This window comes from Exiguobacterium sp., assembly GCF_020832205.1.
In the GTDB taxonomy this organism is placed as follows: Bacteria; Bacillota; Bacilli; order Exiguobacteriales; family Exiguobacteriaceae; genus Exiguobacterium.
In genome coordinates this window covers 1-4,368 of record NZ_JAFIFD010000028.1, presented here as the reverse complement: position 1 = coordinate 4,368, position 4,368 = coordinate 1, and the positions used below count along the sequence as shown (strand labels likewise).

4 protein-coding genes are annotated in these 4,368 nt (G+C 53.0%); all 4 read left to right on the top strand.

Features of this window, described 5'->3' with window-relative positions; translation table 11 throughout:
• Window positions 1-31: 31 nt before the first annotated feature.
• Window positions 32-589 carry a DNA-3-methyladenine glycosylase I gene (locus JJU47_RS06635; RefSeq protein ID WP_228617412.1) on the top strand — a complete coding sequence of 186 codons (558 nt, stop codon included), beginning with the start codon at window positions 32-34 and terminating at the stop codon, window positions 587-589.
• A gap of 129 nt (window positions 590-718) precedes the next feature.
• Complete coding sequence (gene putP / locus JJU47_RS06630) at window positions 719-2,206, top strand: sodium/proline symporter PutP (protein ID WP_228617409.1); 1,488 nt, start codon at window positions 719-721, stop codon at window positions 2,204-2,206.
• 144 nt (window positions 2,207-2,350) lie between these two features.
• Window positions 2,351-3,499 carry a CapA family protein gene (locus tag JJU47_RS06625; RefSeq protein WP_228617407.1) on the top strand — a complete coding sequence of 383 codons (1,149 nt, stop codon included), beginning with the start codon at window positions 2,351-2,353 and terminating at the stop codon, window positions 3,497-3,499.
• 128 nt (window positions 3,500-3,627) lie between these two features.
• On the top strand, window positions 3,628-4,368 hold a 741-nt coding region (locus JJU47_RS06620), incomplete at its 3' end, for an argininosuccinate synthase (RefSeq protein WP_300997549.1).

Genomic DNA, 4,368 nt, shown 5'->3' with positions numbered 1-4,368 from the left:
ACACTGAACAAAACACGAGAGGATGAAGACGATGCAACAAACGACCCGTTGCCCCTGGTGCGGCGTCGACCCGCTGTACGTCCGGTATCATGATGAGGAATGGGGAAAGCCTGTCCATGACGACCAGAAACACTTTGAGTGCCTGACGCTCGAGAGCGCCCAAGCCGGGCTGAGCTGGCTGACGATTTTGCGGAAGCGCGAACATTACCGTGATGCCTATTGCGGGTTTGACGTCTCGCGTGTCGCCGCTTTCACGGAAACTGATGTCGAACGGTTAATGAACAATGCCGGAATCGTCCGGAACCGCCGCAAAATCGAGGCATCTATCAACAACGCCAAACGTTTTCTTGAAACCCAGTCCGAGTTCGGTTCGTTCGATGCCTACATCTGGTCGTTCGTCGATGGCAACGTCATCCGTAATGAATGGCATTCTGTCGAGGAGATTCCCGCCGTGACCGAACTGTCCGAGCGTGTCAGTAAAGATTTGAAGCGCCGTGGATTCAAGTTTCTCGGCCCGACGACCGTTTATGCCCACCTGCAAGCGACAGGTCTCGTCAACGATCATCTCGTCACTTGTCCCGCCAAATAGTTTTTATTTTTTTGGTCAATCATGAAAGTAAGACGTGCAACCTATTCATTTTTGTGACAAAATTTTGTCAAGACATGATATATATATTTTGTAAGCGTTTTCAACTCATGAATGGTAGGGGGAAAGACAATGAACGGTATTTTAATTTCCATCACGATTTACATGGCGCTCATGGTGCTACTCGGGATCGTCGCTTATCGACGGACGAGCAGCATCGGAGACTACATGCTCGGCGGTCGCGGACTCGGGCCTGGGGTCGCCGCCTTATCGGCCGGAGCTTCGGACATGAGCGGCTGGCTCTTAATGGGCCTTCCGGGTGCGATGTTCGCGACCGGTATTTCGAGCGGATGGATCGTCATCGGGTTGACGATCGGCGCCTATTTGAACTGGTTGCTCGTCGCGCCACGTCTGCGGACGTACTCATACTTGTCGGAGGATGCGATCACGATCCCTGACTATTTTGAGAAGCGATTCAAAGATTCACGCGGAACGCTTCGGACGTTCTCCGCAGCGGTCACACTCATTTTCTTCACGTTGTACGCGACGAGCGGGTTCGTCGCCGGCGGCCGGTTGTTCAACGCCGTCTTCGGGATCGAGTTCGTCACGGGCGTATTGATTTTAGCTTCCATCATTATCATCTATACGTTCATCGGCGGCTTTTTGGCCGTCAGTTGGACCGACTTCGTCCAAGGGCTCATCATGTTGTTCGCCCTCATCTTCGTTCCGGCCATCGCCATCACGGCTACGGACGGCGTATCGAGCGCGTTCCAAACGATTGGCGATATCGACCCGGCACTGCTTGACCCATGGACAGGCCAATCTTTGATCGGAATCGTCTCTTTGTTCGCTTGGGGGCTCGGGTACTTCGGTCAACCGCACATCATCGTCCGTTTTATGGCGATTGAGAAGTTGCAGGATATTAAGAAGGCGCGACGCATCGGCATCTCATGGATGCTGTTCACCGTCGTCGGGGCGATGGCGACCGGTCTGTTCGGCCTCGCCTACTATACGCAACAAGGGCTTGACATCGACAACCCAGAAAACATCTTTATCAATTTATCTGACTTGTTGTTCGTCGATTTGATCACCGGGGTCCTGTTAGCGGCGCTCCTTGCCGCCATCATGTCCACGATTTCATCGCAGCTGCTCGTATCGTCAAGTGCGGCGACGACAGACTTCTATCAAAAATTCTTCCGTAAAGATGCAGGCGACCGCGAACTCGTCATGATCGGCCGCATCACCGTCATCCTCGTCTCAGCCGTGTCAATTTGGCTCGCTCTAGGTGCGGATGACTCGATCTTGAATCTCGTCGGATACGCCTGGGCCGGTTTCGGGTCTTCGTTTGGCCCGCTCATCTTGTTCAGCTTGTTCTGGAAACGGACGACGCGTCAAGGCGCGCTCGCGGGTATGTTGACCGGCGCGTTTGTCGTCATCGTCTGGAAAAACTTCGCCGCCGATTGGTTCGGGACGATCGGGGAACTGTACGAAATGATTCCGGCGTTCTTTTTGTCGGCACTCGCTATTTACGTCGTCAGCTTGATGACGCCACCGCCGAATGAGAGAATTACGGCCGAATTCGAAGAAATGGAACACATCCTGAAACGCGAGCAAGTGTGAGTCAAGTGTACATTTTTTGTACCAGGCAATTCGCCTGGTACATTTTTTTATAGCGTGAAAAGGAATCCACCCCCGTCCCGTCGAATGATGCCATATACATGTCGTTGTGCGCATTGATCATTCTGAAAGGACGTGACTTGTCACTTGAAACGAATTCCTGCTTCCTTAACGTTCACATTGCCGTTATCCTTGTTCCTTTTAATCGGATGTACGACAGCCGAAGTCGAACCGACCGTCGTCGATCAGCCCGAGACCCCTCCGGTCGAGACCGAGCAACCGACTGATCCGGAAGTCCCTGTCGAACCCGAACCTGTCGTCACGACCGCTTCCTTGTATGCGATCGGCGACATCTTGCTCCATGACACGGTGTATAACGCCGCAAAAGCTGGAGAAGGCTTTGACTTCAACCCTGGGTTTCAAGAAGTGGCCCCGATTTTACAAGACGCTGACATCGCCATCGCCAACCAAGAGAGTATGATCGGCGGCAGCGAAATCGGTTTGTCGAGTTATCCGGCCTTTAACAGCCCGTACGAGATCGGCGACGCCCTCAAAGAGGCCGGAATCGATCTCGTGACGACGGCGAACAACCACACGCTCGACCGTGGTGTCCGGGCGATCGAGAACTCGATCAACTATTGGAACGAGATCGATATGCCGTATACCGGCTCGTTCATCTCTGAAGAAGACAAGGCGACGATCCGCACGTTGACCGAGAATGACATCTCATTCGCCTTCCTCGCCTACACGTACGGGACGAACGGCGTCGTCGCGAAACAGCCGTATCACGTCAACTATATCGATATGGAGTTGATTCGTTCCGACGTCGAGAAAGCCGAAGACGCCGCCGATATGACCGTCGTGTCACTTCATTTCGGCAACGAGTATGAAGTACTCCCGAACGCATCTCAAGAAGCGCTCGTTCAAGACTTGGCCGACCTCGGCGTCGACATCGTCATCGGTCATCACCCGCACGTCCTGCAGCCGATCGCCTGGGTCGACGGTGCAAACGGCAACCGCACGTTCGTCGCCTACTCGCTCGGCAACTTTTTATCGGGTCAGCAAGGGGATGATCGGAACACAGGCGGCATCGTCGGCATCGATGTCGTGAAGACGACGCTCGGAGATGAGACGACGTTCGAACTTGCCAATCCGGTATTTTATCCGACGTTCACCCGTCGAGCGAGTGCAGGTTATTTCGAAGTCGTCCCGCTCGAAAAAGCGAAACCGGAGCTGTTCAACCCGACACGAGACCATATGACGCAATGGATGGAAGAGCTAGACATTAGGCAATGAAACGAAGGCCACTTTTAAAAGTGGCTTTTTTTTGTGGAAAAAGCTTGCTTTCCATTGAATCATCCGTTAAAGTAAGTCGTATATTTATAAACACAGATGAATAATTATGTATAAGGGGTGTATCGATTATGAAACAAAAACTCGTATTAGCTTACTCTGGTGGTTTGGACACATCGGTCGCAATCAAATGGTTGGATGAACAAGGTTATGATGTGATCGCGTGTTGCCTGAACGTCGGGGAAGGCAAAAACTTAGAACAGATTCAACAAAAAGCGCTTAAAGTCGGGGCTGTCAAATCGGTCGTTATCGATGCGGTCGACGAGTTCGTGAACGACTTCGCGCGTTATTCGATGCAAGCCCATACGATGTACGAAGGCGTCTATCCGCTCGTCTCGGCGCTGTCTCGCCCGCTCATCTCGAAAAAGTTAGTCGAAGTCGCGCAAGCGGAAGGTGCCGTCGCCGTCGCTCACGGTTGCACCGGGAAAGGAAACGACCAAGTCCGCTTCGAAGTGTCCATCCACGCACTCGACCCGTCGCTTGAAATTGTCGCTCCGGTCCGGGAGTGGAAATGGTCACGGGAAGAAGAAATCGCTTATGCGGCCGAGCACGGGATTCCAATCCCAATCGTCCAAGAAGAACCGTTTTCGATTGACCAAAACATTTGGGGGCGTGCCGTCGAGTGTGGCATCCTCGAAGACCCATGGGCGGCTCCTCCGGCAAGCGCGTACGAATTAACGGCTCAACTTGAAGACACACCGAACGAACCGACGCTCGTCGAGATTGAATTCAAGCAAGGCGTTCCTGTCGCCATCGACGGCAAATCGGCTTCCTTCACATCGATTTTAGAAGAGTTGAATATCGTAGCCGGC